This is a genomic window from Janthinobacterium kumbetense (assembly GCF_023703445.1).
Classification (GTDB): domain Bacteria; phylum Pseudomonadota; class Gammaproteobacteria; order Burkholderiales; family Burkholderiaceae_D; genus Janthinobacterium; species Janthinobacterium kumbetense.
Map to the genome: position 1 here is coordinate 533,332 of NZ_JAMQGR010000003.1, position 26,219 is coordinate 559,550.

The following is a 26,219-nucleotide window of genomic DNA, read 5'->3' on the forward strand; positions in this document are numbered from 1 at the left end:
GAATTATATCATATTGTGCAGCGGCATAACGACCTGGCTTGCTTTGTACAGCCTGGCGTTGTTGAAAGGATACTTTCGGCAGGCAGCCGCCAGCCTGGATCCGTGCTGCGCATTACTCCGTTCAGCTTAATGAAATGTCATCAACTCGTCATGCACACTGTTTAGTATGCAAATCATAAGTTCGTCATCATTTTGTCAAGAACAGCCTGCCAGCGCCTGTCCGGGTTGGCGTCATCTTACCGACCAGGAAAACCATGAATGTCCACCTTGCCGTCCCGTCCGTCCCGCTCTCGTCCCTGCGTAAACCGTTGCGCCTGACGGTCATGGCCGCCGTGCTGGCCAGCCTGTCCTTGCCAGCCTTGGCCGTATCCGATGTCGTCATCAGCCAGGTATATGGGGGCGGCGGCAATACGGGCGCCGTGTACCGCAACGATTTCATCGAGCTGTTCAATCGTGGCGCCAGTCCCGTCAACCTGAGCAACTGGAGCGTGCAGTACGGCGCCGCCGCCAACACGAGCTGGTCCGTGACGGCCTTGCCGGCTATCGATTTGCAACCTGGCCAGTATTTGCTGGTCCAGCAAGCCAAGGGCACGGGCGGCACGCAAGACTTGCCGACGCCGGACGCGACGGGCACCCTGGCCATGTCCGGCACAACGGGCAAGGTACTGTTGAGTAATAGCAAGACAGCCCAGGTGGGCGCCAGCCCCACGGGCGCGGCCGTCATCGACCTGGTCGGCTTCGGCACGGCCAACGGCTTCGAAGGCGCCGTGGCGCCCGCGCCCTCGAATACCCTGGCGATTCTGCGCGCCAATGGCGGCTGCGGCGACACGGACGATAACAGCGCGGATTTTGCCACCGGCAGCGTGACGCCGCGCAATACGGCCTCGCCGCTGAATGTCTGCGGCGGCCCCGTCGTGCACAAGATCATCACCAGTTGCCCCGCCAGCCTGGCCCTGGCCGTGGGCAATGGCGGCAGCGCCGTGCTGCGCGCGTCCGACGCGGATGGCGTCGTGAACGCCGCTATCTTGAGTTCGCCGGCCGTGGCCGGCATCAGCCTGGCCAACTTCAGCGCGGCCGGCGTGGCGGGCGAGAGCGCCATGGTCAGCCTGCTGGTGGCCGCCGGCGTGCCGGTGGGCAATTATCCCGTGATCGTCAGCTTCAGCAATGACCAGCAGCAGACGGCTACCTGCAAGGTGGATGTCGCCGTGCAAGGCCTGGCCGCCGTCAGCCACACGATTCCGCAAATCCAGGGCAGCGGCGCGGCCAGCCCCTACGCCAATTCCGTGCAGACGACGGAAGGCGTGGTGACCCTGAAAGTGGGCACGGGCTTCTTCATCCAGGACGCGGCCGGCGACGGCGATCCATCGACGTCGGACGGCATCTTCGTGTACACGGGCGCGACGGCCACCACCGTGCAGCCGGGCGAGCTGGTGCGCGTGACGGGCACGGTGTTCGAATACACGCCCACGGGCGCCAAGAATTCCTACACGGAATTGAAGGACGTGACGGCCATCCTCACGCAAAGCGCGGGCCACGGCATCGTGCCGACGAATGTGACCTTGCCGAACGACAAGCTGGCCGCCGTGGAAGGCATGCTGGTGCGTTTCACCCAGCCCCTGACCGTGTCGCAAAACGCCTACCTGGGCGCGCGCGGCGAGCTGACCCTGTCGGCGGGCCGGCGCGAAGTGCCGACCAACCGTTATCCGGCCGGCTCCGCCGAAGCGCAAGCCTTGATCGCCGCCAATGCGAACAACCTGATTGTGCTCGATGATGGCATTTTCGTCACGCCGCCCACGATTCCCTACATCGGTCAGGACAACACCGTGCGCAGCGGCGACACGGTGGCCGACCTGACGGGCGTGGTCGATTTCGGTGCCATCGGCGGTGGCGGCGCCGCATATAAATTGCAGCCGACGCAGACGCCGCAGTTTTCGCGCGACAACCCGCGCACGGGCAGCCCGGAACTGCCATCCGGCAACGTCAAGGTGGCCAGCGCGAATGTGCTGAATTTCTTTACGACCTTTACGAATGGCAACAATATCTTTGGGCAGACGGGGCAGGGCTGCACCTTGGGCGCCTCGACCACCAAGTCGAACTGCCGCGGCGCCGACAACCTGGCCGAATTCGAGCGCCAGCGCGACAAGATCGTGGCCGAACTGAAAGCCATCGATGCGGACGTGGTGGGCTTGATGGAAATCCAGAACAACGGCGAAATCGCCGTCACCTATCTGGTCGACCAGCTGAACGCTGCCATCGGCGGCGTCACGTATGCCGTGGTGCCGAAGCCGGCCGCCACGGGCACGGACGCCATCCGCGTGGCCATGATCTACAAGCCGGGCAAGCTGGGCCTGGTGGGCGGCGCATTGTCGGACGCCAACGCCATCAACAACCGGCCACCGATGGCGCAAACTTTTCTTGCGAGCAATGGCGAGAAATTCTCGCTGATCGTCAACCACCTGAAATCGAAGGGCAGCTGCCCGTCGAGCGGGCTGGATGCGGACCAGAACGATAGCCAGAGCTGCTGGAACGCCACCCGCGTGCAGCAAGCCCAGCGCCTGGTGGGCAGCTTCGTGCCGCAGGTGGCGGCCGCTGCCGGCGACGCTGACGTGCTGGTCATCGGCGACTTGAATTCCTATGGCGCGGAAGACCCGATCCAGGTCATCACGGGCGCCGGCTTCGTCAATGAACTCGAGCGTTTCGTGCGGCCGTCCGGCATGCCGTACTCGTATGTATTCGGCGGCCAGAGCGGCTACCTCGACCACGCGCTGGCCAGCGCGTCGCTGAGCCCGCAAGTGGCCGGCGTGGCCGAATGGCATGTGAATGCGGACGAGCCGGAAGTGATCGACTACAACATCGATTCGGCCAAGCCGCAAGACTTGTACAACGCCTTGCCTTACCGCGCCTCGGACCACGACCCGGTCGTCATCAGCCTGGATTTGCAGCCCGCCTACCGCGACATCACGGCCGCCGTCTCGACGGCCAGCTCGGGCCTCGCGTACAACCGCGCGACGCAAAAATACACGGGCACGTTCTCGTTCACCAACACGGGCACGAGCGCCTTGAGCGGCTCGTTCCAGGTGGCGTTCGGCGGCTTGCCGGCCGGCGTCAGCCTGGCCAATGCCACGGGCACCCATGCGGGCGCCGCATATGTCACCGTCAACGCCGCCAGCCTGGCGCCGGGCGCGACGGCCTCGTTTGCCGTCAGTTTCACCAATCCGTCGAAAGTGACGATCACCTACTCGGCCAGCATCTATGCCGGCAACTTCTAAGGACACCATCATGTTGACAACAAAACTCCATCCGGCCCTGCGCCGCGCCGTGCTGGCCGCCGTGCTGGCCGCCAGCTCCAGCGTGGCGCTGGCGGACCCGCTGGCCTATCGCGTGGAAATCGACACGAGCGCCTTTTCCGGCGCCGGCTTCCTCGACTTCGCCTTTATCGCCGGCAACAGCCCCGCGCCGGGCGCCAGCGCCGTGCTCAGCAATTTTTCGGGCGCGTTCGGCGCGCTGGAATCGCTGGAAGGCAATGTCAGCGGCAGCGTGCCCGGTACCTTGACCTTCGGCAATAGCGGCGCCTACAACGACTGGTTCCACAACGTGACCCTGGGCGGCAAGTTCGGTTTCAACGTCGTCTTCGGCGGCGACTTCCTGAACACGGCCGGCAACGCGGGCACGACGTTTGGGGTGGGCTTGCTCGACTACACGGGTATGGCTTACCTGGGCAATGCGAATGGCAACCTGCTGCAATTCGAACTGACCCCGCTGAACGGAGGCTTGCCCGCCAGCATAGCCGGCAGCACCTACGCCAGCATCGCGACGATCTCGGCCGTGCCGGAAGCGTCGGAATGGATGATGCTCACGGGCGGCCTGGCGCTGATCGGTTTTGCCCTGCGCCGGCGCCAGTTCGTCACGCCAGCATAAATAGTCGTTGTTCCGCCTGAACACAGCGCGCCCTCGGTGCGCTGTGTTTTTTTTGGCTCTGTCATCGGCAAGTAGGGGAAATGCCGGAATCTTCCGTTGGCTGCGCTGTCTGACTCTGCATATTCACCATACAGGGAGCAGATCATGCAGCCAGCCGACTGGATCAGCTTTATCGCACAGTTTGCTTACCTGAACCGGCGCCAGCGGCAGGCAGGCATAACCTTGCTGCGTGGCAACGCGCCACATGACGCGACCGTTGCGCTGCTGGAAAGCGTGGCGCAGCCGCGCCTGGCCTGTCCCGCCTGCCACGCGCATCAGCTGCACCGGCATGGCCATGCGCATGGCTTGCAGCGCTACCGTTGTGTACCGTGCGGGCGCACTTTCAATGCCTTGACGGGCACGCCGCTGTCCCGCTTGCGCCATAAATCGTTGTGGATCGCCTATGCCGATTGCCTGCTCGATTCCAGGTCGGTACGCCAGGCCGCTCAGCAGCTGGGATTGCACCGCAACACCACGTTTCGCTGGCGCCACCGTTTTCTCCGCGTCGCCAGGACGGATCGACCGCATGGCCTGCATGGCATTGCCGAGGCGGACGAGTTATATGTGCTGGAATCGGAAAAGGGATCCAGGCAGATGACGCGTCCGGCCCGCCGCCGGGGCGGCCATGCCCGCCAGCGCGGCATTTCCGATGAGCAGGTCTGTATCCTGGTGGCGCGCGACCGCACAGGCCAGACCCTCGATTTCATCACGGGCAAAGGGGCGTTGACGAAGGCACAGCTGCACCGCTGTTTATTGCCCGTCATCGATAAGGATGTCCTGCTGGTAACGGATGGCCATGCCGCCTACCGGGCGTTTGCCAGGGAAGCGGGCATCAGCCACCAGGCCGTCAACTTGCGCGCAGGCATCCGTGTGCAGGGCGCCGCGCATGTGCAGAACGTCAATGCGTATCACAGCCGTCTGCGGGACTGGCTGCGGCCCTTTCGCGGCGTGGCGACGCGCTACCTGCCGAATTACCTGGGCTGGCGCTGGATACTCGACGCCAGGCGCATCCGTTCACCAGAAACGTTATTGAAAGCAACGCTGGGAGCATTCCCACATTTGACGGTGACATAGCCTTTTTTTTCGCCTATTTATTCGGAATAGCTATAAATCAGGAAACTAAATTGTATTAGTCACCGTTTTACGCTTGATGCATAGTCAAAAACTTGTCGTGCCGTCTAGTTTCTCAGGGAGGGCCGCCCACTTTTTTCGGGAGGATGCATCGATGCGCCGTCATATTCTGCTGCTGGATCCTGCGCCAGCCTCGCAAGCCTTGCTGGTGCATAACCTGCAAGGCGCCGGCTACCGGGTCAGCTGCGCCGTGGATGCGCGCGGCGCGCTGGCCTTGCTGGCCGCCGATCCGCCCGACGTGCTGCTGCTGGAGTGGGAGCTGCCGGATGCGTCCGGCATCGCGCTGCTGCGCCAGGTGCGCCAGGATGGCGTGCTGTGCGACTTGCCCATCATTATGGTCAGCGCGCGCGACAGCGAACAGGACAAGGTGCTGGCCCTGGAAAGCGGCGCCGACGATTATCTGTGCAAGCCTGTCGGCCCCCGTGAAATGCTGGCCCGCGTGCATGCGCTGCTGCGCCGGCGCGCGCCAGCGGCCTTGCGCGCAGGCTCAAGCGCGGACGGCGCCGCCTTGCGGCTCGATCCGCACACCCGGCGCGTGACGGCCGGCAGCGTGCCTGTCAGCCTGGGCCGCGTGGAATTCAAGCTGCTGCATTTTTTGATGGACCATCCGGGCCGGGTGCATAGCCGCGCGCAACTGCTGGACCAGGTGTGGGGCCATGCCGCGTATCTGGACGAACGCACGGTCGACGCCCACGTGGGACGCTTGCGGCAGGCTTTGCTGCCGGGCGGCTGCGGCCACCGTATCGAAACCGTGCGCGGCAGCGGCTACCGCTACCTGGCGTTTGACACCGCCGTGTGCGCCTGATGCTGCTGACGGGGCGGGAACAGGAATACTTGCTGCACGCCATACTCGGCGCGCATGGCATCGCCGCGCCCGGCGATTTCTTTTTGTGGAGCCAGGGGCCGCTGCAGGCGTTGCTGCCGCATGCCGTCCTCGTCTGCGCGCAACTGGGCGCCGATGGCGGCGTGGTGCGCAGCGCGACCTGGCATAGCGTGGTGCTGGCCGAGGCCGAGGTGCGGGACTTCAGCGACCCGCGCCACGGACAGGTGGCCCGGCTGGCGCAGGCCTGGCGCGCTGGCGGGCGGCGCGTCGCCTTCATCGACGGGACCCTCGTGCATGGCAGCACAGGCGCTGGCGGCGGCAGTTTCTTTGCCCTGTTCCGTGCCCCCTGCGCTGCCTGGCCCGACCCGGCGCGCCAGGCGTACGTGCTGGAATTGCTGCTGCCCTGCCTGCATCTGCATTGGCTGGCGCTGCCGGACGGCGCGCAGGCAGCTCCCGCCGGGGCGGCGCGCGCGGCCAGTGCGCGCGAGCTGGAAGTGCTGCACTGGGTCAGCATCGGCAAGAGCAATGAAGAGGTGGGGCAAATCCTCGGCATCAGCGGGGGGACCGTGAAAAGCCACTTGCAGCGCATCTATAAATTATTGGGGGTGAGCAATCGCACGCAAGCCGTCTCACGCGGCATCGCGCTGCGCCTGCTGGCCGCCTGATGCCGCTTAGCGCTGCGGCCGGGGTGCGGCGGTCCGGTGCATGCCGCCGCTGTTGAACTGATCCTCGGTGTCGGGCGCCACCCGCGCGACGAGGGGGCTGGTGCGCAGGCGCTGGACTTCGGCCGGCGTCAGCAGGGCGGCAAAGCCGTTCAGCGCGGCCGTGTAGTGATATTGCACGATGGCATCGGGCACCAGCGCCAGCACGGCGCGCCGTCCCGCTTCCCGCTGGGTTTCCCGCTGGATTGCGTCAGGCGGCGTCAACTGCATGCGCACTTCAACAATATATGGCTGCCGCTGTGGCGCCGCCGACGCGCCGGCAGGCAGTACGCTGGCGGCGGCCAGGATGGCAAGGCTGAAACGGATTGCAGACATGCAAGCTCCCAAGGCAGGCGGCGTGGCCGCACATGCGCCGATTGTACGCCTGCCGCGGGACAGGTGGCGCGCGACTTGCGTTAGTGCAAACGCGATGGTTTCCCCTGGTATTTTGTTGTTTTCAGTACAAACAAAAGATTGTATTAACCATAAGCGGCATGGTAGCCTGCTAGGCATCAGGCAGGCGCGCGCCGCCTGTGCGCGGCCACCAGCGGTGCACATGGCGGCAATGTATTGAAGGTAGGCAATAAGGAGTTACCGGATGCATGCAGCACACAGGCAGAACCTTGCAGCAACGCGCCATGCGCGCGGCTTTACCTTGCTCGAACTGTTGGTCGTCATCGTCATCATCGGCTTGCTGGCGGCGTATGTCGGCCCCAAATATTTCGCCCAATTGGGCAAATCCGAAGTGACGGTGGCCAAGGCGCAGATCGAGGCGTTTGAAAAATCGCTCGACACCTACCGCCTCGACGTGGGGCGCTACCCGAGCACGGAAGAAGGCCTGGCCGCGCTGCTGGTCGCGCCGCCCGCCGCCGGCACGCGCTGGAATGGCCCCTACCTGAAAAAGGCCGTGCCGCTCGACCCGTGGGGCCATGCCTATCAATACCGCGCCCCGGGCAGCAAGGGCGAATATGACATCGTCTCGATGGGCAAGGATGGCCAGCCGGGCGGCAGCGGCGAGAACGCCGACATCAGTTCGCAATAACGCCAGCAGCATTCTTTTTCCTACGGACAAGCCATCATGCAGTTCGAAGTACGCGCGCTTTCCACGGACCAGGCCGTAGCAACCTTGCATACGTGCGTGATCGACGGCCGTGACGAAGCCGATGCGCGCCGCCAGGCCGAGGCGCGCGGCCTGTTCGTCAGCGCCATCCGCCCGTTGCGGGCCACGCCGTTCAGCGCGGCCGGCCGCCAGCGCGCGCGGGCGCTGCCTTTGCTGCTGTTCAGCCAGGAGTTGCTGGCGCTGCTGAACGCGGGCCTGGGCATCGTCGAAGGGCTGGAAGCCTTGCTGGAAAAGGAAGCGTCGCCGGCCACGCGCAGCGTGCTCACGCGCCTGCTGGAAGGCTTGCGCGAAGGCAAGCGCTTTTCCGCCGCCCTGGCGGAGCAGGCGGAACTGTTTCCTCCCTTGTATATCGGCATCGTCAAGGCGGCCGAAGGCACGAGCGACTTGCCGCGCGCCTTGTCGCGCTACATCGATTACCAGCAGCGCATCGATACGGTGCGCGGCAAGATCGTCAGCGCCGCCATCTATCCCGCCATTTTGCTGGCCGTGGGCGGCGGCGTCAGCGCCTTCCTGATCAGTTATGTCGTGCCCCGCTTCGCCGAGGTATACCAGGGCGCCGGACGCAACTTGCCGTGGATGTCGCAAGTCATGCTCAGCTGGGGCCAGTTCGTCACGCAGCATGGCGTGCTGCTGTTGCTCGGCCTGCTGATCACGGGCGGCGTCGCATGGTCGGCCGTGCGGCGCGTGCTGCGCCATGGCGGCGTGGCGCGCCTGCTGGCGAAGTTGCCCGGCATCGGCGAGCGCGTGCGCATCTATGAATTGTCGCGCCTGTACCTGACGCTGGGCATGCTGGCCGAGGGCGGCATCACCATCGTGCAGGCGATCGCCACCGTGCAGGCGATGGTGTCGCCCGGCATGCAGGCGTCGTTGCAGCAGGCGCGCGGCGCCATCGAGGCGGGCCAGCCCCTGTCGTCCGCGTTTGAGCAATATCAACTGACGACGCCCATTTCCCTGCGCATGCTGCGCGTGGGCGAGCGCACGGGCGACATGGGCCCCATGCTGACGCAGTCTGCAGCCTTTTATGATGGCGAAATCAGCCGCTGGATCGACCGTTTCACGCGCACCTTCGAGCCCTTGCTGATGGCCGCCATCGGCCTCGTCGTGGGCGCCATCGTGATCCTGCTGTACATGCCCATCTTTGACCTTGCCGGCGATATTTCATGATGCAGAGCGTAGCCGAATCCCCCGTGGCCGGCGCGGCCATCGATCCCGCGCTGCTGCAGCGCGCGCGCCTCCTGTGCCGCCAATCGAAGCGCAGCCTGGTCGAGGAATTGCAGCAGCTGAGCGGCATCGAGGCGCGCGCCGTGGTGCGCGCGCTGGCGCGTCCGTTCGGCCTGGACGTGCTGGAAACGGCCGACATGCTGGCGTTGTCTCCCGCCTTCGACGTGCTGCCCCTGTCGCAGGCGCTGGCGCGCCACAGCGTGCTGCTGCGCGCCGCCGACGGCCAGCTGGTGGGCGTGATCGCCGACCCGTTCGACCTGGACCTGCAAACCTGGCTCGGCGCGCGCGCGGGGCAGGGCGCCCTGAGCGTGCGCCTGGCGCTGCAGGCCGACATCGGCGCCTACCTGTCGAAGCAGGAAGAATCGGCGCGCGCCGTCGACAGCCTGCTGCCCGGCGCCGCCACCGATGCGCGGCGCGACGGCAAGACGGCCGCCGTGCTGTCGTTCGCCAGCGTGTCGGAAGCGGCCAGCCCCGCCGTCAAGCTGGTCAACTCGACCTTGTACGACGCGCTGAAGGCGGGCGCCTCGGACATCCACCTGGAAAGCACGGCCGGCGGCCTGGCCGTCAAGTACCGCGTCGACGGCGTGCTCGATCACGCCACGTCCGTCAACGGCATCGAAGTGGCCGAGCACATCATCTCGCGCCTGAAAGTGCTGGCCGAACTCGATATCGCCGAGCGCCGCGTGCCGCAGGACGGCAGCTTCCGCGTCGAATCGGGCGGGCGCGAAATCGATTTGCGCGTCTCCATCATGCCCAGCATCCATGGCGAGGACGCCGTCATCCGCATCCTCGACAAGCGCGCCATGATCGAGGCGTACGGCGCCCTGACCCTCGAAGCGCTGGGCTTTGACGCGCCGTCGCTGGAAGCCTTGCGCGCGCTGGCGCAGGAAGCCTACGGCATGCTGCTCGTCACGGGTCCCACGGGCTCGGGCAAGACGACGACCCTGTATGCGGCGCTGACGGAAATCCATAACGGGCGCGAAAAGATCATCACCATCGAAGACCCCGTCGAATACCAGCTGCCCGGCATTCTGCAGATTCCCGTGAATGAGAAGAAGGGGCTGACCTTTGCCAAGGGCTTGCGCTCGATCCTGCGCCACGACCCCGACAAGATCATGGTGGGCGAGATCCGCGACCGCGAGACGGCGGAAATCGCCGTGCAGTCGGCCCTCACGGGCCACCTGGTGCTCACCACCGTGCATGCGAATAACGTCTTCGACGTGTTCGGCCGCTTCACGCACATGGGCATCGATCCGTATGCCTTCGTCTCGGCCCTGAACGGCATCTGGGCGCAGCGGCTGATCCGCACCAACTGCCCTCATTGCGCGGTGGAGTACACGCCGGACGAGCAGGAACTGGCCAGCGTGGGCCTGGCGCGCGCCGACGTTGATGCATATCAATTCAAGCAGGGCAAGGGGTGCGGCGACTGCCGCGGCACGGGTTACAAAGGGCGCCGCTCGATCGCCGAAATCCTCGTGCTGACCGATGAAATCCGCGAACTCATCGTTGACAAGAAACCGATCCGCCAGATCAAGGCGGCCGCGCATGCGAACGGCACGCGCAGCCTGCGCCTGGCGGCGCTGGAACTGGTCAAGCGGGGCGCCACCACCATCACGGAAATCAAGAGGGTCACCCTGCATGCGTAGAGCTTATGGAGTGGGACTGCGCCTGGGCGTGGCGGCGGGCAAGGTGAGCCTGTGGCGCAGCAGCCGCTGGCGCGCGCCCGCCTGGACACCGCTGGGCGAAGCCGCGTATGTGCCGGGCGACACGCTGCACGGCGACTTTGCCGCCCTGGGGCAGGCGTTGGAACAGATTCTGCCGGCCGGCGAGTACGCGGGCTGGCCCCTGTCCGTGGTGCTCGACGATGGCTTGGCGCGCCTGTGGCAAGTGGATATGCCGCACGGCGCCGCGCGCCTGGCCGATATCGAGGCGGCCGCCGCGCTGCGCTTCCAGTCGCTGTATGGCGATCCTCCCGGCCTGTGGCACAGCAGCAGCGCCTGGGATGCGCGCGCGCCGTTTTTTTGCGCCGTGCCCCGTGCCCTGCTGGCGCAGCTGACGCGCGTGGCGGCCGCGCGCAAGCTGGCCCTGATTTTCATCACGCCGCAATTCGCGCGCCACTGGAACCGCTGGCACGGCGCGCTGAAACCGGGTGCCTGGTTCGGCCAGTTGCAGGAGAATGCCTTGACCCTGGGCGTGCGGCACGATGGCCGCCTGCGCGCCGTGCGCGCGCTGCCCATGCCGCCCGGCGCGGGCCAGGATTGGCTGGAACACACGCTGGCGCGCGAGGCGCTGCTGCAAGGCGTGCCCGCACCGGCGCTGCTGCAGCTGTGCGGCGCGCCGCCAGCGCTCTGGCTGGCGCCGGCGGCAGCGTTCCGCTGCCAGGTTTTTTCCGCGCCGGACGGGGAAGGCGCCTTGTCGCCGGCCGCCCGGCTGGCCCGCAGCGGAGGCGTGGCATGACGCGCCTCGATTTCGATTTCGCGCCACCCGGCTGGCGCCGCAGCCTGCACCGCGTGCCCGTCTGGGCGTGGATGACGGGGGTGCTGGGCGTGGCGCTGGCCGTCACGGCGGCCTGCAGCGGCAGCGCCGCGTTGCAGCGCCAGCAGGCAAGCGAAGCACGCTGGCATCTGGCGCAGCAGCGCACGATGGCCGCCATGCAGGGACCGGCGCCTGCGCCGCAAATCGCCATCGCGCCCGCGCAGGCGGCGGCCGTGAATGCGGCCATCCTGCAATTGAACCTGCCGTGGCGCGACTTGCAGGATGCGCTGGCCAGCGCCACGCCGCCCGCCATCGCGCTGCTGGCGCTGGAACCGGATGCGCGCAAGCGCATGCTGAAGATCACGGCCGAGACGAGCGGCAGCGACGCCATGGTGGCCTACATCGCGCAACTGAAGCAGCAGGAGCTGTTTGGCGCCAGGGTGCAGCTGCTGCGCCATGAAATCAATGCGCTCGACCCGAACAAACCCTTGCGCTTCCAGCTCGAAGCGCGCTGGGGCACGCCATGATGGCCATCGACATCAATATCCTGCGCCTGCGCGCGCAACTGCTGCTGCGCCGCCTGGGCGCGCCCGCCTGCATCGCCGTGGCCTTGATCGCGCTGGGCGTGGCCGCCTGGGCGTGGGCCTGGCAGCAGCGGGCCGTGGCGGCGCAGCTGGAAGCGCGTCCGTTACCTGCGCCATCGCTGGCCGTGGCCATCGCGGCGGCGCCGGCGACGGCCAGCGAGAACCTGGCGCGTTTTTATGCGGCCCTGGGGCAGCAGCGCCACGCGGAGCAGCAGGTCAAGCAGCTGTTCGACCTGGCCGCGAAAAATGGCTTGCTGCTGGCGCAAGGCGAATACAAGAGCGGCTACGACAAGGCCAGCCGGGTCGCCACCTACCAGGTGACCTTGCCGCTGAAGGGCAGTTACGGGGCCGTGTGGCAGTTCGCGCTGCAGGCGCTGCGCGCCGCGCCCTTCGCCTCGCTCGACGAACTGAGTTTCCGCCGCGAGCAAATCGCCGATACGCAACTCGAAGCGCGCTTGCGCCTGACGTTTTATCTGACCGAAATGCAGGCCGATGCGCAGGCCGATGCGGGAGGCGCGCCATGACGCCGCGCCACTATCTGATGCTGGCCGGCGTGCTGGGCGCGGGCACCTTGCTGCTGTTCGGCGAGCGCCAGCCCGTGGCCGACGTGGCCGAAGCGGTGGAGCGGGCCGTCGCGCCCGCGCGCCATGCGGCCGTCAAGGCGCCGGCCGCGCAGCCGGCCATCCTGGCCCTGCTGCCGCGCAGCGAAGTGGCGGGCGAGGAGGGCGAGACCTTTGGCGGCGCCGACGGCGTCTTCCAGAGCCAGAACTGGAATCCGCCGCCGCCGAAAATGGCAGTGACGGCAGCGCCGCCGCCACCGCCGCCGATGGCGCCGCCGCTGCCCTTCGTCTACCTGGGCAAGGCGGCCGCCGACGGCGCCTGGGAAGTGTTTTTGTCGCGCGCCGACAAGACGTATATCGTGCGCGCCAATACCGTCGTCGATGGCGCCTACAAGGTCGTGACGATCGCGCCGCCCGTCATGACGCTCACTTATCTGCCGTTGAACCAGCTTCAGCAGCTCAACATTGGAGTTTCCGAGTGATGTCTCGTTCCTTTTCATCGGCGCTGCTGCTCTTGCTGCTGTCCGGCTGCGCAGGGCAGCAAGCCTACCGCGACGGGCGCGAGCTGATTGCGCAAGATCAGGTCCCGGCCGGCCTGCAAAAGCTGGAGGAAGCGCTGCAGCAAGACCCCGGCAACGCGCAATACCGCAGCGCCTATCTGCAGGCGCGCGAACGGGCCACCAGCGGCCGCTTGCAGCAGGCCGAGCGCCAGGCGCAGGCAGGGCAGGGCGAGCTGGCGCGCGCCTCCTTCATGAGCGTGCTGGAAATCGATGCGCAGAACGAGCGGGCCAACAGCGGCTTGCGCGCGCTCGAACGCGAGCAGCGTCAGGGGAAACTGCTGGCCGATGCGCGCACGGCCCTTGAGGCAAAACAATACGACCCAGCGCGCCAGCGCCTGAACGCCATCCTGACGGAGCAGCCGAATCACGCCGGCGCGCGCGCGCTGCTGCGCGAGGTCGATGAAAAGACGGCGCCGCCCATCGTCGAATCGGGCCTGGCCAGGTCGTACAAGCAGCCGATCACGATCGAGTTTCGCGACGCGCCGTTAAAACAGGTGTTCGAGCTGATCGCGCGTCGTTCCGGCCTCAATTTCGTCTTCGACAAGGACGTCAAGGCGGACGCGAAAACGTCGATCTTCCTGAAAAACAGCACGGTGGAATCGGCCGTCTACTTCCTGCTGGTGACGAACCAGCTGGAACAGCAGGTGATGGATGCGAACACCATTTTGATCTATCCCAATGTGGCGGCGAAATTGAAGGAATACCAGGAAGTGCTGGTGAAAACCTTCTTCCTGGCGAACGCGGACGCCAAGCAGGTGGCCAACACGCTCAAGACCATCCTCAAGACGCGCGACGTGGTGGCCGATGAAAAGCTCAACCTCGTCATCGTGCGCGACACGCCCGAGGCGATCCGCCTGGCCGAGCGCCTGATCGCGCTGCAGGACGTGCCCGAGGCGGAAGTGGTGCTGGAACTGGAAATCCTCGAAGTCAAGCGCAGCCGCCTGATGGAGCTGGGCGTGGCCTGGCCATCAAGCCTGACCTTGACGCCGCTCAGTACTTCAGGCGGGATCGGGCTGACCATCAACGACTTGAATAATCTGAATCAGCGTACTCTCGGCGTGAGCAACCTGGCCGTGACGGCGAACGCCAACAAAACGGACGGCGACGCGAACATCCTGGCCAACCCGCGCATCCGCGTGCGCAACCGGGAAAAGGCGAAATTCGTCATCGGCGACCGGGTGCCCGTGGTGACCACCACGATTTCGCCGGGCACGGGCGGCTTCGCTTCCGAATCGATCAGCTACCTGGACGTGGGTCTGACGGTGAACGCCGAGCCGACCATCTATTTGAACAATGAAGTGGGCATCCGCATCTCGCTCGAGGTGAGCAACCTGGGCGCGGCCACCACCACCCGGAGCGGCTCGACCCTGTACCAGATCGGCACGCGCCAGGCGTCGACCATGCTGCAGCTGAAGGATGGCGAAAACCAGGTGCTGGCGGGCCTGATCAACAATGAAGAGCGCAGCTCGGGCAACAAGGTGCCGGGCCTGGGCGACATACCCGTGCTGGGCCGCCTGTTCGGCAGCAGCAAGGACGATAGCCAGAAGACGGAAATCGTGCTGTCGATCACGCCGCACCTGGTGCGCACGGTGCAGCGTCCGGAAGCGAAGGAGTCGGAATTTTCCGCCGGCACGGAAGGCAGCTTCCGCCGCCGGCCCGACATGGCGGCCAAAGCGCCCACGCAGATGCCGGGCACGGTGATCGTGCGTTCCGGCCCGTCGGCCGTCGGCATGCAGCCGGCGCCGGCGCAGCAGCTGATGGCGCCGGGCCAGGTGCCGCCCGCCTTGCCGCAGAGCGTGCCCGCGCAGGAAGTGGCGCCATCGCCCGAGCCGGCCGCCTCGCCCTTGCCGATCTCGGCTGGCCAGCCCGTGCCGCTGCAGGCATCGCCCTTGCCGCTGTCATCGAGCCAGCCGGTGCCGGTGGCGCCCGCCAAATGAGACTGGCGCATGCGCAGGGCGGGCCAGGCGGCTTCACCCTGATCGAGCTGCTGGTGACCCTGGCCATCCTGGGCGTGCTGGCCACCCTGGTGATCCCCGTCACGCAGGTGACGGTGCAGCGGCGCCAGGAGCAGGAATTGCGGCGCGCGCTGCGCGAGATCCGCCAGGGCCTCGACGCCTATAAACGGGCCGGCGACGAAGGCCGCGTCATGCGCACGCCCGACGCCAGCGGCTATCCGAAAAGCCTGGAGCTGCTGGTCGAGGGCGTGCCGGACCAGCGCAACCCGAAGCGCAGCAAGCTGTTTTTCCTGCGCCGCGTGCCGCGCGACCCGTTCAATGCGGATGCGGGCCTGAGCGATGCGCAAACGTGGGGCAAGCGCAGCTACGCCAGCGAAGCGGCCGAACCGCGCGAGGGCGACGATGTGTACGATGTGTACTCGACTTCCAACAAGACCGGCCTGAACAACGTGCCTTACCGTCTATGGTGAACCATGCCTGTCCCTGACCGCGCGCGCGGCTTTACGCTGATCGAGTTGCTGGTGGTGCTCGGCATCGTGGCGCTGTTGCTGACCCTGGCCGTACCCCGCTACTTTCCCAGCCTCGACAAGGCGAAGGAAACCGTGTTGGCGGACAACTTGCGCAACCTGCGCACGACCATCGACCAGTTCCACGGCGATACGGGACGTTATCCCGATACTCTGGAGCAACTGGTCGAAAAGAAATACCTGCGCGCCATGCCCATCGACCCCATCACGGACAGCGAATCGACATGGCTGATCGTGCCGCCGCCCGACGATACGCCGGGCCAGGTGTATGACGTGAAAAGCGGCGCGCCCGGCAAGGACCGCAGCGGCACGCCGTTCGCCGACTGGTAGCGGCCATGCACCGTCCTGCGCGCCGCCAGCGCGGTGTTACGTATCTGGGCCTGATCATCCTGGTCGCCATCCTGGGCCTCGTGGGGGCGGCCGGGCTGAAGATGGGCTCCTTGCTGCAGCGCCAGGCGGCCGAGCAGGAGCTGCTCGACATCGGGGCGGAGTTTGTCGATGCGCTGCAGAGTTACACGGGTGCCACGCCCGCCGGCCAGCCGCAGCATCCGCCGACCCTGGCCGCCTTGCTGCGCGACCCCCGCTTTCCGCAGGTACGCCGCCATTTGCGCAAGCTGTATGTGGACCCCGTCACGGGACGCGCCGAATGGGGCTTGTTGTACCAGCCCGGTGGCCAGGGCATCATCGGCGTGCATAGCCTGTCCTCGTCCGCGCCCTTAAAAGTGGGCAATTTCGACGCCCGCTTCACCGGTTTTGAAGGCAAGGCGCACCTGTCCGAGTGGCAGTTCGTCGCCGGCGGGCCCGTGCCGCCGGCGGGACTGGTCCTGGCGCCGCCAGACGCCGCCGCGCCGCCCTCCGCCGCGCCGCCCGCCTTGTTCCCGCCGCCGCATCCGGCTGCGCCAGCGCCCGAACCGTCGGCGCCCGAGGCGGCGGAGCCGGAGGAAGAGACCGGCGCGCAAGCGCGCAATCTGCCGTAACCATAAGTCAACGATGAAGAATACAGGGATAACTATTTTCACCTGGAAATTCATCTTGACCTGGAACCATTTCATAGAGGAAATACTTTCAATAAATGAAATTTCAATAAAATAATTACAAGTAATTTGATGTCTTTATGCTACCATCCTTCCTGGTACTTTCAGTACTAAAGCGATGGCTGGCCCACCTGGCGGCCATAAATTACTTTTAAGGGATAATTTATGAAATTGAAATTTATCGCGGCAGGCATTCTGGCTGCAGCATCGTTCAGCGCATCGGCGGCCACCTACAATCTGGGCATCCTGGATCCAAGCGGCTTCGATACGCGGGCATCGATCACCACCAATTTCGCCGCCAATTCGGTGGTCGATGATTTGTGGACCTTCAAACTGCTGACCCCGTCGTCGACTTCGTTTGGCGCATTGCAAACGTTTTCCGTTGCCGAAGGCGCGATCAGCAACTTCGCCGCCACCCTGGTGGGCTATGGTGACCTGACCCTGACGTCGGTGGCCGGCATCCAGAGCCTGAGCTGGGCCGGTTCCCTGGCGGCGGGTACCTATGAGGTGCGTGTTTCGGGCTTGACCGGTTTGCAGAATGGCCAGTACGTGGGCACGGTCTCGGCCTTGCCTGTGCCGGAACCGGAAACCTACGGCATGCTGTTGGGTGGCCTGGCGCTGGTCGGTTTCGCCGCCCGCCGCCGCGCCCGCAAAGCTGTTTGATTTTTGCTGGCAAGAATGACAAAACCCGCCGAGGCGGGTTTTTTTGTTTCTACTGCATGATTACATATGCGATTGCGACAACATGTGCAGGACTAGGCGCCCAGTCGAAGGCAGTACGCCAGTACGGCGAGACGCAGGCAACAACGTCCTGCCCATGCTGTCAAGCGTGGCGCTTGAAGTCGCGGAAGCGGAAGCCAACTAAAAAGAGGGTGGCAAAGTACGCCACGCCGCACAGGGCCACCACCAGGGCCAGCGCGCCGGCCCGCAACAGCGGATGGGCTTGCATAGCGATCCAGTCGATGCGCATGGCGCCAGCATACGCCACGCCGCCCATCACGACGAGTGCCGGCAGCAGGCGCAGGAAGAACTTGGCCCAGCCCGGTTTCGGCTGGTAGATGCCGCGCTTGCGCAAGCCCCAGTACAGGAAGCTGGCGTTCAGGCAGGCGCCCAGGCCGATCGACAGGGCCAGGCCAGCCACGGCGATGTAGGGCACGAACAGCAGATTCATCAGTTGCGTGGCGATCAGCACGCCGATGGCGATTTTCACGGGCGTGCGGATATCCTGGCGCGCATAGAAGGCGGGCGCCAGGGTTTTCACGAGGATGATGCCGATCAGGCCCAGGCTGTAGGCCACCAGCGGCTGCGTCGACATGGTCACGGATTCGGCCGTGAACTTGCCGTAGTGAAATAATGTCGCGATCAGCGGCGTGGCCAGGGTCGCCATGCCGACGGCGGCGGGCAGGGCCAGCAGGAAGGTCAAACGCAAACCCCAGTCCAGCAGGGCCGAGTATTCCGTCTTGTCGCCATCGACATTCGCCTTCGACAGGCTGGGCAGCAAGATGGTGCCCAGGGCCACGCCCAGCATGGCGGTGGGGAACTCCATCAGGCGGTCCGCATACGACAGCCAGGAAATGCTGCCCTCGGCCAGGCGCGACGCGATGCTCGTGTTGATCATCAGGCTGATCTGCGCTGCCGAGACGGCAAACACGGCCGGCCCCATCTTTTTCAGCACGCGGCGCACGCCGCCGTCGGACAGGCCGATGGCGGGATTGATCGACAGGCGCGGCAGCATGCCGATCTTGATCAGCGCGGGAATCTGGATCGCCACTTGCAGCAAGCCGCCGGCGAAAACGGCAATGGCCATGGCGTAGATCGGCTGTTTCAAGTGCGGCGCGAGGAACAGCGAGGCGGCGATGAACGACAGGTTCAGCAAGACGGGGGTGAACGCGGGTATCTTGAATTCGCGCCAGGTATTCAGGATGCCGCCGGCCAGGGCCACGAAAGACATGCAAGTAATATAAGGGAACATCAGGCGCGTCATCCACACGGCCGCGTCGAAGGCCCCTGGGTCCTTGGACAGGCCCGTGGCGATCGCGTACACGAACCAGGGTGCGCCGACGATGCCGATGGCGGACACGAGCAAGGTGGCCCAGACGAGGGTGGTGGCCACATGGTCGGCCAGTTGCTTGCTCGCTTCCTGGCCATGCTGGTTCTTGTATTCAGACAAGATCGGCACGAAGGCTTGCGAGAAGGCCCCTTCGGCAAACAGGCGGCGCAAGAGGTTGGGAATGCGGAAGGCAACGATGAAGGCGTCCGTGTAGGCGCCGGCGCCAAAGGCGCGCGCGAACAGGCTTTCGCGCAATAATCCGGTTACACGGGACAGCATGGTCATGCTGGAAATGGCGGCGAGGGTTTTAAGCAAGTTCATGGGGGCAGATTATAGCCGGGCGCGGTACCGTTAAACGGTTAAAATATGGTAACAAGCGGGTAACAAGCGGGGCCGATTCGCCCTTGCTAGGCCCATTTTCACGTGTTTTTGGCGTGACACACGGTTTTTTGATTTGCCCCCGCTTGAAAATATCGCTATAATCGAAGGCTGTACAGAATTCTGTTACGCAGACACTAATGTTTGACAGGCACTGGTTTGGCACACATGGTTCGGCAGACGCACAGAACGCACCGGTTGGCAAACACTAATGTTTGCAAACGCACTTTGACCCTGTTTTAGGAAATTCCATGGCAAATACCGCACAAGCGCGCAAACGCGCTCGTCAAGCAGTTAAGCAAAACGCACACAATTCGTCCCAACGTTCGACCTTGCGCACGGCTATCAAAGCTGCTCGCAAAGCGATCCAGGGCGGCGACAAGGCAGCTGCTGCTGCAATCTTCCAAGCATCCGTGTCGACCATCGACCGTATCGCTGACAAGAAGATCATCCACAAAAACAAGGCAGCTCGCCATAAGAGCCGTCTGGCAGCTGCTTTGAAAGCACTGTCCGCTTAATATTCGCCAGCAGGCAAGCCGCCACGGCGGCCTTGCCTGTGCCGGTACGCTGGCACTGGTTGAAAAGCAAAAACCCGCAGATTCATTCTGGCGGGTTTTTTCGCGTTTTTTCAGGATTTTTTGCGGCCGCACCCGCCAGCGGCAGGCCGCGGCCGCGCTGGCCTAGCGTGTCCCTGGCAAGTTGCCGATGCTCATGCCCGGCTTGATGTTCTTTTGCTTGAACCAGCCCAGGTTCATTTCCAGCGCATAGCGCACGGGCACCGTCTTCGTGGAGCAATGGCTGTCGAGCGTGTGCGGCTGCATGTCTTCGATGTTGACGATCTTGCCGCCGGCATCGATAAAGGCCACCGACAGGGGCAGCGGCGTGTTTTTCATCCACATGCATTGCGTCGATGGATTGCCAAAGACGAACAGCATGCCCGCATTGGCCGGCATCTTTTCACGGTACATCAAGCCCTGTTCGCGCTGCTCTTCCGTGGCGGCCACTTCTGCCTGGATCAAATGCATGCCAGCCGACAGTTGCACGCTCTTTGTTTGAGCTTGAGCAATGTTGGCGCCGGCCAGCAGGGCGATGGACAGGCTGAGATGACGTAGGGAATTTTTCATGGGGCGGGACGGTGGCTGCGAAGCGGCGATTAAGCCATGCTGGCGGCTGCCTGGTCAAGCATGCTGCCTGTCCGCGCCGAAAGCGTGGGGTTACAGCAACATGGCTGCAGCCGTAACCCCGGGAATTACCCTTGCTGGGAATTACCCTTGCTTCTTCTTACTTCTTACTTCTTACTTCTTGCTGCTTACTTCACCGGCTTGCCTGCCTCGGCGGCCGGCTGCTTCGCCTTGCGGGCCTGGGGAACCAGGCGCGGGGCATCCGTTGCGGCCGAAGCCTTGGTCGATGCGCCCGAACGCGCCGCATCCGTCGCGGCCGAAGCGTTGACGGTGGCCGACGCCGGCGGCACCGGCTTGACGGCGTCGGTCGCGGCCGACGCATGGCTGGCTGCCGAAGCGGGCGGCGGCTTGACGGCATCGGTCGCGGCGGAAGCGTGCACCTTGGCGCCCGATTGCGCCAGTGCGGCGCCGGCAAGCAGGGAAGCGGCCAGGGCCAGGATTACTTTTGTCATCATCTTTCCTTTTCTATCATGTTAAGGTGGGATGATTTTAATGCATTATCTAAAAATAAATAGTGCATCTTGGCAAAATTCGGCGCCGGGGGCGTTTTTTCTTGTCCGGTTCACGCTTTTCCGATGTTTTCGGCCGGCACTTCGCACCATTCGCCGGGCAGCAAGGGGTGGCTGGCCAGGGAAAACGGGCCGATGGCGCTGCGCACCAGGCGCAGGGTGGGCAGGCCGACGGCGGCCGTCATGCGCCGCACTTGCCGGTTTTTCCCCTCTTTCAGGGTGATCGCCAGCCACGAGGTGGGCTTGTCGGCGCGCGCGCGGATCGGCGGATTGCGCGGCCACAGCCAGTCCGGCTCGGCGATGCGCACGGCCTTGCACGGCTTGGTGATGAAGTCGCCCAGGTCCAGCGGCGCCTGCAGGCGCGCCAGGCTGGCCGCATCGGGCACGCCGTCGACCTGCACCAGGTAGGTTTTCGCTTCCTTGCGGTCCGGGTGGCTGATCTCGTGCTGCAGGCGGCCGTCGTCCGTCAGCAGCAGCAAGCCTTCGCTGTCGGCGTCGAGCCGGCCGGCCGGGTAGATGCCGGGGATGGTGATGTGGTCGGCCAGGGTGGCGCGGCCCTCCTGCGGCGAAAACTGGCACAGGACCTGGAATGGTTTATTGAAGAGGATGAGTGGCATGCTGGTAAGGGAATTGATGTAAGCGATGGTGGCTGCTGATCGGCGCCGCAAAAGCGTGGCGCCCTGTAAGATACTGGTGCATAATGTGAAATGTTAGTCTTATGTCTTATAGAAGACTTGAGGCCGTATGGCAATGCGGTTCTTTGGCGCCGCGGGTGGCCCGGGTGTTCTTTCCCTGCTAAAGTGCGTTGTTGCCGCCCTGTTCGGACTTGTTTTTGTAAACTCTGCAACCGCAGAGCGCGTCGCCGGCCTGTGTTGCCCGCCAGCGGTGTGTCCCACTTCGGAGATCACGATGTATCAACATATCACTGTACCTGCTGACGGCCAAAAAATCACCGTCAACGCCGATTTTTCGCTGAATGTACCAGATAATCCCATCGTTCCCTTCATTGAAGGCGATGGCACGGGCATCGATATCAGCCCCGTCATGATCAAGGTGATCGACGCGGCCGTGGCCAAGGCCTACGGCGGCGCGCGCAAGATCAGCTGGATGGAAATCTATGCGGGCGAAAAAGCGACGAATGTGTACGGCCCCGATGTGTGGCTGCCGGAAGAAACCTTGGCCGTGCTGAAAGATTACGTGGTCTCCATCAAGGGTCCGCTGACCACGCCCGTCGGCGGCGGCATCCGCTCGCTGAACGTGGCCTTGCGCCAGCAGCTCGACCTGTACGTCTGCCTGCGCCCCGTGCGCTACTTCACGGGCGTGCCATCGCCCGTGAAAGAGCCGGAAAAGACGGACATGGTGATTTTCCGCGAAAACTCGGAAGATATCTACGCCGGCATCGAATACCAGCAAGGCTCGCCCGAAGCGAAGAAACTGATGGATTTCCTCGTCAATGAAATGGGCGTGACCAAGATCCGCTTCCCGGCCACGTCGGGCCTGGGCATCAAGCCCGTCTCCATCGAAGGCACGCAGCGCCTGGTGCGCAAGGCCATCCAGTATGCGATCGACAATGACAAGCCATCCGTGACGATCGTGCACAAAGGCAACATCATGAAATACACGGAAGGCGGCTTCCGCGACTGGGCGTATGCGCTGGCGCAAAAGGAATTCGGCGCCGAGTTGATCGATGGCGGCCCGTGGTGCAAGTTCAAGAACCCACGGACGGGCCGCGACATCATCGTCAAGGATTCCATCGCTGACGCGTTCCTGCAACAGATTTTGCTGCGTCCGGCCGAATACAGCGTCATCGCCACCCTGAATTTGAACGGCGATTACATTTCCGACGCGCTGGCGGCGCAAGTGGGCGGCATCGGCATCGCGCCGGGCGCCAACCTGTCCGATTCCGTCGCCATGTTCGAAGCGACGCACGGCACGGCGCCTAAGTATGCGGGCAAGGATTACGTGAACCCCGGTTCGCTGATTTTGTCCGCGGAAATGATGCTGCGCCACATGGGCTGGCTCGATGCGGCCGACCTGGTGATTTCCTCGATGCAAAAATCGATCGCCTCGAAGCGCGTCACCTATGATTTTGCCCGCCTGATGGAAGGCGCCACGCAAGTGTCGTGCTCCGGTTTCGGCCAGGTGATGGTCGAGCACATGTAAAGGGAACGGGGCAGGGTGCTGCGCGCCCTGCGGACGAAAAAAAACCCCGCTTCAAGGAAACGGGGTTTTTCACATCTGAGGGCCGGCGATGCTTAGGCTGCTTGGATGTTGGAAGCTTGCTTGCCTTTAGGGCCTTGCGTGACTTCGAATTGAACTTTTTGACCTTCTTTGAGGGTCTTGAAACCGTTCATGTTGATTGCGGAGAAATGAGCAAACAAATCTTCGCCGCCATCATCTGGAGTGATGAAGCCAAAACCTTTGGAATCATTGAACCACTTAACTGTACCTGTTGCCATAAAAAGAACTTTCAAAATTAAAACAAATCACACGAGCCATAAAAGCAAGAAGCTTCTTGCCCCCTCCTCGACGTCTCACTTCTTATCAAGCTGTACATTACTGCAACAGTCGATACAGCATTGTTGGCGGAATAAATAATGAAGTCAAGCGCTTTTCCATCGATATTGCCAAATTCTTCACGGCAACCAAAAAAGCAACTCTTGATTTTGACGGCAAGGTCGCCATCTGCGCACTATTAAGAAAACGCGTAAGATTGAAAACAATTGGAAAGGCGTAGATATTGCGCATGACAACCACTGTGAAAGCATTAGAATAAGCGTATGGCAACCAAGCACGACACAGAAACCCTGCTGGAGCGGCAAGTGCTGAAGCCGCCACCGCTCTACCAGGTAGCCTTGCTCAATGACGACTACACCCCCATGGAATTTGTGGTGGCCATCATTCAGGAGTATTTCAACAAGGACCGTGAAACGGCGACGCAAATCATGCTCAGTGTTCATCGCTACGGCAAAGGAGTGTGCGGCGTGTTCTCTAAAGATATAGCGTGTACCAAAGTGGAGTTCGTTTTAACGCATGCGCGCAAGGCGGGGCACCCCCTGCAGTGCGTGATGGAGGAAGTATGATTGCGCAGGAATTAGAAGTAAGTTTGCACATGGCGTTTGTCGAAGCTCGGCAGGCACGGCACGAATTCATCACGGTCGAGCATTTACTGCTGGCACTGCTGGACAATCCCTCCGCTGCCGAGGTGTTGCGTGCCTGCGCGGTCAATATTGAAGACCTGCGCAAGACCCTCACCAATTTCATCGGCGATAACACGCCGACCGTGCCTGGCACGGGCGAAGTCGACACCCAGCCGACGCTTGGTTTCCAGCGCGTGATCCAGCGCGCCATCATGCACGTCCAGTCCGCCTCGAATGGCAAGAAGGAAGTCACGGGCGCCAATGTGCTGGTGGCCATCTTCGGCGAAAAGGATTCGCATGCTGTCTACTACCTGCACCAGCAGGGCGTGACGCGCCTGGACGTGGTCAATTTCATTTCGCACGGCGTGCGCAAGGACCAGTCGACGGAAAGCGCGAAAGCCTCCGAAGGCGTGGAAGAGGCGCCCGTCGACGGCCAGCCGAAGGAAAGCCCGCTCGACCAGTTCACGCAAAACCTGAACAAGGCCGCTGCCGAAGGCAAGATCGACCCGCTGATTGGCCGCGAGGAAGAAGTCGACCGCGTGATCCAGATCCTGTGCCGCCGCCGCAAGAACAATCCGCTGCTGGTCGGCGAGGCGGGCGTGGGCAAGACGGCCATCGCCGAAGGCCTCGCCTACCGCATCACGCAAAGCGACGTGCCGGAAATCCTGCAGAATGCCGTCGTGTATTCGCTGGACATGGGCGCCTTGCTGGCCGGTACCAAATACCGCGGCGACTTCGAACAGCGCCTGAAAGCCGTGCTGAAACAGTTGAAGGACAATCCGAACGGCATCCTGTTCATCGACGAGATCCACACCATCATCGGTGCCGGCTCGGCGTCGGGCGGCACGCTGGATGCGTCGAACCTGCTGAAACCGGCACTGGCCAACGGCCAGTTGAAATGCATCGGCGCGACCACGTACACGGAATTCCGCGGCGTGTTTGAGAAAGATCATGCCTTGAGCCGCCGCTTCCAGAAAGTGGACGTCAACGAGCCAACCGTCGAGCAAACCGTGCAAATCTTGCGCGGCCTCAAATCGCGCTTCGAAGAGCACCATGGCGTGAAATACTCGGCCTCGGCCCTGTCGACGGCGGCCGAACTGGCGGCGCGCTTCATCAACGACCGCCACTTGCCCGACAAGGCGATCGACGTCATCGATGAAGCGGGCGCGGCGCAGCGCATCTTGCCGAAATCGAAGCAGAAGAAAACCATCGGCAAGGCCGAGATCGAGGACATCATCGCCAAGATCGCCCGCATTCCGCCGCAAACGGTCAACCAGGACGACCGCAGCAAGCTGCAGACGATCGACCGCGACTTGCGTAATGTTGTGTTCGGGCAAGATCCGGCCATCGACGCGCTGGCTTCGGCCATCAAGATGGCACGTGCCGGCCTGGGCAAGACGGACAAGCCGATCGGCTCCTTCCTGTTCTCCGGTCCGACCGGCGTGGGCAAGACCGAGGTGGCGAAACAGCTGGCCTTCATCCTCGGTATCGAGCTGATCCGTTTCGATATGTCGGAATACATGGAACGCCACGCCGTCAGCCGTCTGATCGGCGCGCCACCGGGCTATGTCGGTTTCGACCAGGGCGGCTTGCTGACGGAAGCGATCACCAAGAAGCCGCATGCGGTCTTGCTGCTCGATGAAATTGAAAAAGCCCATCCGGACATTTTCAATATCCTGCTGCAAGTGATGGATCACGGTACCTTGACGGACAACAATGGCCGCAAAGCCGATTTCCGCAACGTGATCATCATCATGACGACGAATGCGGGCGCGGAAAGCTTGCAAAAGACGTCGATCGGCTTCACCAACTCGAAGCAGGCTGGCGACGAGATGGCCGACATCAAGCGCATGTTTACGCCGGAGTTCCGCAACCGCATCGACGCGACCATCAGCTTCCGGTCGCTGGATCAGGAAATCATCCTGCGCGTGGTCGACAAGTTCCTGATGCAGCTGGAAGAGCAGTTGCACGAGAAAAAGGTCGAAGCCGTGTTTACCGAGAAGCTGCGCGCTTTCCTCGGCAAGAAAGGCTTCGACCCGCTGATGGGCGCGCGGCCGATGGCGCGCCTGATCCAGGACATGATCCGCAAGGCCCTGGCCGACGAACTGCTGTTCGGTCGCCTGGTGACGGGCGGACGGGTCACGGTCGACCTCGACGACAAGGACCAGGTCTTGCTGGAATTCCCGGAACCGCCAGACGCGGCGCCGACGGCTGCGCCGGAAACGGTGGAAGTGGAATAAGCTTCCTGCCGTCAACAAAAACCCGCCCACGCAAGTGGCGCGGGTTTTTTTACGCCCGTAAGTGAGTAATGGA

General features: G+C 63.6%; 27 protein-coding genes. 21 read left to right on the plus strand and 6 right to left on the minus strand.

Annotation, left to right across the window (positions count from 1 at the left end; genetic code table 11):
• Window positions 1-254: 254 nt before the first annotated feature.
• From NCG91_RS13305 to NCG91_RS13325, 5 genes are all read left to right on the plus strand, one after another.
• Complete coding sequence (locus NCG91_RS13305) at window positions 255-3,269, plus strand: ExeM/NucH family extracellular endonuclease (protein WP_251350026.1); 3,015 nt, start codon at window positions 255-257, stop codon at window positions 3,267-3,269.
• Between the two features lie 10 nt (window positions 3,270-3,279).
• Complete coding sequence (locus NCG91_RS13310) at window positions 3,280-3,918, plus strand: NF038129 family PEP-CTERM protein (protein ID WP_251350027.1); 639 nt, start codon at window positions 3,280-3,282, stop codon at window positions 3,916-3,918.
• 144 nt (window positions 3,919-4,062) lie between these two features.
• Complete coding sequence (locus NCG91_RS13315) at window positions 4,063-5,031, plus strand: IS1595 family transposase (RefSeq protein ID WP_251350028.1); 969 nt, start codon at window positions 4,063-4,065, stop codon at window positions 5,029-5,031.
• Between the two features lie 151 nt (window positions 5,032-5,182).
• Window positions 5,183-5,893, plus strand: coding sequence for a winged helix-turn-helix domain-containing protein (locus NCG91_RS13320; protein WP_251350029.1), 711 nt, complete (start codon window positions 5,183-5,185; stop codon window positions 5,891-5,893).
• The gene (locus NCG91_RS13325; RefSeq protein WP_251350065.1) at window positions 5,893-6,576 is read left to right on the plus strand and encodes a LuxR C-terminal-related transcriptional regulator; all 684 of its coding nucleotides are present in this window, start codon (window positions 5,893-5,895) and stop codon (window positions 6,574-6,576) included. The genes NCG91_RS13320 and NCG91_RS13325 overlap by 1 nt, the downstream gene beginning before the upstream one ends.
• A 6-nt stretch (window positions 6,577-6,582) precedes the next feature.
• Here the strand turns inward: NCG91_RS13325 and NCG91_RS13330 are convergent, their stop codons facing one another.
• Entirely contained in the window at window positions 6,583-6,948 is a 366-nt protein-coding gene (locus NCG91_RS13330) for a protease inhibitor I9 family protein (protein WP_251350030.1), read from the minus strand.
• Between the two features lie 262 nt (window positions 6,949-7,210).
• Between NCG91_RS13330 and gspG the strand changes: the two genes are divergently transcribed.
• The 12 genes from gspG (at window position 7,211) to NCG91_RS13390 (ending at window position 17,311) form a co-directional block, all read left to right on the plus strand.
• On the plus strand, window positions 7,211-7,654 hold the full coding sequence (gene gspG, locus NCG91_RS13335) for a type II secretion system major pseudopilin GspG (protein ID WP_251350031.1): 444 nt from the start codon (window positions 7,211-7,213) through the stop codon (window positions 7,652-7,654).
• A 36-nt stretch (window positions 7,655-7,690) separates the two neighbouring features.
• The gene (locus tag NCG91_RS13340; RefSeq protein ID WP_251350032.1) at window positions 7,691-8,896 is read left to right on the plus strand and encodes a type II secretion system F family protein; all 1,206 of its coding nucleotides are present in this window, start codon (window positions 7,691-7,693) and stop codon (window positions 8,894-8,896) included.
• The gene (locus tag NCG91_RS13345; protein WP_435526484.1) at window positions 8,893-10,599 is read left to right on the plus strand and encodes a GspE/PulE family protein; all 1,707 of its coding nucleotides are present in this window, start codon (window positions 8,893-8,895) and stop codon (window positions 10,597-10,599) included. Before NCG91_RS13340 ends, NCG91_RS13345 begins: the two co-directional genes overlap by 4 nt.
• Window positions 10,592-11,410 (plus strand): hypothetical protein, encoded by an 819-nt coding sequence (locus tag NCG91_RS13350; protein ID WP_251350033.1) that lies wholly within the window; start codon window positions 10,592-10,594, stop codon window positions 11,408-11,410. The genes NCG91_RS13345 and NCG91_RS13350 overlap by 8 nt, the downstream gene beginning before the upstream one ends.
• On the plus strand, window positions 11,407-11,955 hold the full coding sequence (locus NCG91_RS13355) for a hypothetical protein (RefSeq protein WP_251350034.1): 549 nt from the start codon (window positions 11,407-11,409) through the stop codon (window positions 11,953-11,955). Before NCG91_RS13350 ends, NCG91_RS13355 begins: the two co-directional genes overlap by 4 nt.
• Window positions 11,952-12,536 carry a hypothetical protein gene (locus tag NCG91_RS13360; RefSeq protein ID WP_251350035.1) on the plus strand — a complete coding sequence of 195 codons (585 nt, stop codon included), beginning with the start codon at window positions 11,952-11,954 and terminating at the stop codon, window positions 12,534-12,536. The genes NCG91_RS13355 and NCG91_RS13360 overlap by 4 nt, the downstream gene beginning before the upstream one ends.
• Window positions 12,533-13,054 carry a hypothetical protein gene (locus tag NCG91_RS13365; protein WP_251350036.1) on the plus strand — a complete coding sequence of 174 codons (522 nt, stop codon included), beginning with the start codon at window positions 12,533-12,535 and terminating at the stop codon, window positions 13,052-13,054. The genes NCG91_RS13360 and NCG91_RS13365 overlap by 4 nt, the downstream gene beginning before the upstream one ends.
• On the plus strand, window positions 13,054-15,069 hold the full coding sequence (locus NCG91_RS13370) for a secretin GspD/PilQ domain-containing protein (RefSeq protein ID WP_251350067.1): 2,016 nt from the start codon (window positions 13,054-13,056) through the stop codon (window positions 15,067-15,069). The genes NCG91_RS13365 and NCG91_RS13370 overlap by 1 nt, the downstream gene beginning before the upstream one ends.
• Entirely contained in the window at window positions 15,066-15,557 is a 492-nt protein-coding gene (locus NCG91_RS13375) for a type II secretion system protein (RefSeq protein ID WP_251350037.1), read from the plus strand. The genes NCG91_RS13370 and NCG91_RS13375 overlap by 4 nt, the downstream gene beginning before the upstream one ends.
• A gap of 3 nt (window positions 15,558-15,560) precedes the next feature.
• Complete coding sequence (locus NCG91_RS13380; RefSeq protein WP_099665056.1) at window positions 15,561-15,944, plus strand: type II secretion system protein; 384 nt, start codon at window positions 15,561-15,563, stop codon at window positions 15,942-15,944.
• Between the two features lie 5 nt (window positions 15,945-15,949).
• Window positions 15,950-16,591 (plus strand): type II secretion system protein, encoded by a 642-nt coding sequence (locus tag NCG91_RS13385; protein WP_251350038.1) that lies wholly within the window; start codon window positions 15,950-15,952, stop codon window positions 16,589-16,591.
• 222 nt (window positions 16,592-16,813) lie between these two features.
• Window positions 16,814-17,311: an FxDxF family PEP-CTERM protein gene (locus tag NCG91_RS13390; protein ID WP_077401053.1), complete on the plus strand. Its 498-nt coding sequence runs from the start codon at window positions 16,814-16,816 to the stop codon at window positions 17,309-17,311.
• Window positions 17,312-17,471: 160 nt separating this feature from the next.
• Here the strand turns inward: NCG91_RS13390 and murJ are convergent, their stop codons facing one another.
• Entirely contained in the window at window positions 17,472-19,019 is a 1,548-nt protein-coding gene (gene murJ / locus NCG91_RS13395; RefSeq protein ID WP_099665054.1) for a murein biosynthesis integral membrane protein MurJ, read from the minus strand.
• Window positions 19,020-19,327: 308 nt separating this feature from the next.
• Between murJ and rpsT the strand changes: the two genes are divergently transcribed.
• Window positions 19,328-19,594: a 30S ribosomal protein S20 gene (rpsT, locus tag NCG91_RS13400; RefSeq protein ID WP_010395935.1), complete on the plus strand. Its 267-nt coding sequence runs from the start codon at window positions 19,328-19,330 to the stop codon at window positions 19,592-19,594.
• 162 nt (window positions 19,595-19,756) lie between these two features.
• On the opposite strand, the gene NCG91_RS13405 is transcribed toward rpsT, so the two are convergent.
• The 3 genes from NCG91_RS13405 to NCG91_RS13415 form a co-directional block, all read right to left on the minus strand.
• The gene (locus NCG91_RS13405; protein ID WP_251350039.1) at window positions 19,757-20,200 is read right to left on the minus strand and encodes a DUF192 domain-containing protein; all 444 of its coding nucleotides are present in this window, start codon (window positions 20,198-20,200) and stop codon (window positions 19,757-19,759) included.
• Window positions 20,201-20,385: 185 nt separating this feature from the next.
• Window positions 20,386-20,709, minus strand: coding sequence for a hypothetical protein (locus NCG91_RS13410; protein WP_099665052.1), 324 nt, complete (start codon window positions 20,707-20,709; stop codon window positions 20,386-20,388).
• 110 nt (window positions 20,710-20,819) lie between these two features.
• On the minus strand, window positions 20,820-21,383 hold the full coding sequence (locus tag NCG91_RS13415) for a pseudouridine synthase (protein ID WP_099665051.1): 564 nt from the start codon (window positions 21,381-21,383) through the stop codon (window positions 20,820-20,822).
• Window positions 21,384-21,675: 292 nt separating this feature from the next.
• On the opposite strand from NCG91_RS13415, the gene icd reads away from it, so the two are divergent.
• Window positions 21,676-22,929, plus strand: a complete 1,254-nt coding sequence (icd, locus tag NCG91_RS13420; RefSeq protein ID WP_251350040.1) for an NADP-dependent isocitrate dehydrogenase — start codon at window positions 21,676-21,678, stop codon at window positions 22,927-22,929.
• Between the two features lie 92 nt (window positions 22,930-23,021).
• On the opposite strand, the gene cspE is transcribed toward icd, so the two are convergent.
• Window positions 23,022-23,225 (minus strand): transcription antiterminator/RNA stability regulator CspE, encoded by a 204-nt coding sequence (gene cspE, locus NCG91_RS13425; protein WP_010395943.1) that lies wholly within the window; start codon window positions 23,223-23,225, stop codon window positions 23,022-23,024.
• A 321-nt stretch (window positions 23,226-23,546) separates the two neighbouring features.
• Here cspE and clpS point away from each other — a divergent pair, with 321 nt between their 5' ends.
• Window positions 23,547-23,849, plus strand: a complete 303-nt coding sequence (gene clpS / locus NCG91_RS13430; protein WP_034751577.1) for an ATP-dependent Clp protease adapter ClpS — start codon at window positions 23,547-23,549, stop codon at window positions 23,847-23,849.
• On the plus strand, window positions 23,846-26,146 hold the full coding sequence (clpA, locus tag NCG91_RS13435) for an ATP-dependent Clp protease ATP-binding subunit ClpA (RefSeq protein ID WP_035825884.1): 2,301 nt from the start codon (window positions 23,846-23,848) through the stop codon (window positions 26,144-26,146). The genes clpS and clpA overlap by 4 nt, the downstream gene beginning before the upstream one ends.
• Window positions 26,147-26,219: the final 73 nt, after the last annotated feature.